Here is a 223-nt window from a genome sequence, read left to right as displayed (position 1 = left end):
TGACCGAGACGATCCGAAACGGTTTTGAAACCTGATGCTCAACTTCCTCGAAAGGGAACATGCTATGAAACTGAAGACCTTCATCAACAAATTCTTCAACGACGAATCCGGCGCCGTGACGGTTGACTGGGTTGTGCTGACCGCAGCCATCGTGGGCCTGGGCATGGTTGTCATGACCACCGTCGGCGGCGGGATCGAATCCCTCGGCGGCACCGTTGTGGAA

At 55.6% G+C, this 223-nt stretch carries 1 protein-coding gene; it reads left to right on the top strand.

The window, feature by feature from the left end; genetic code table 11:
• Nucleotides 1–64: 64 nt before the first annotated feature.
• A partial coding sequence (locus EGN72_RS19645; RefSeq protein WP_199743669.1) for a hypothetical protein occupies nt 65–223 on the top strand: 159 nt, incomplete at its 3' end.

It is taken from the genome of Pseudorhodobacter sp. E13, from assembly GCF_003991405.1.
Classification (GTDB): domain Bacteria; phylum Pseudomonadota; class Alphaproteobacteria; order Rhodobacterales; family Rhodobacteraceae; genus Pseudorhodobacter.
The sequence above is the reverse complement of the archived record's forward strand: the minus strand, read 5'-3'. Positions and strand labels throughout refer to the sequence as shown.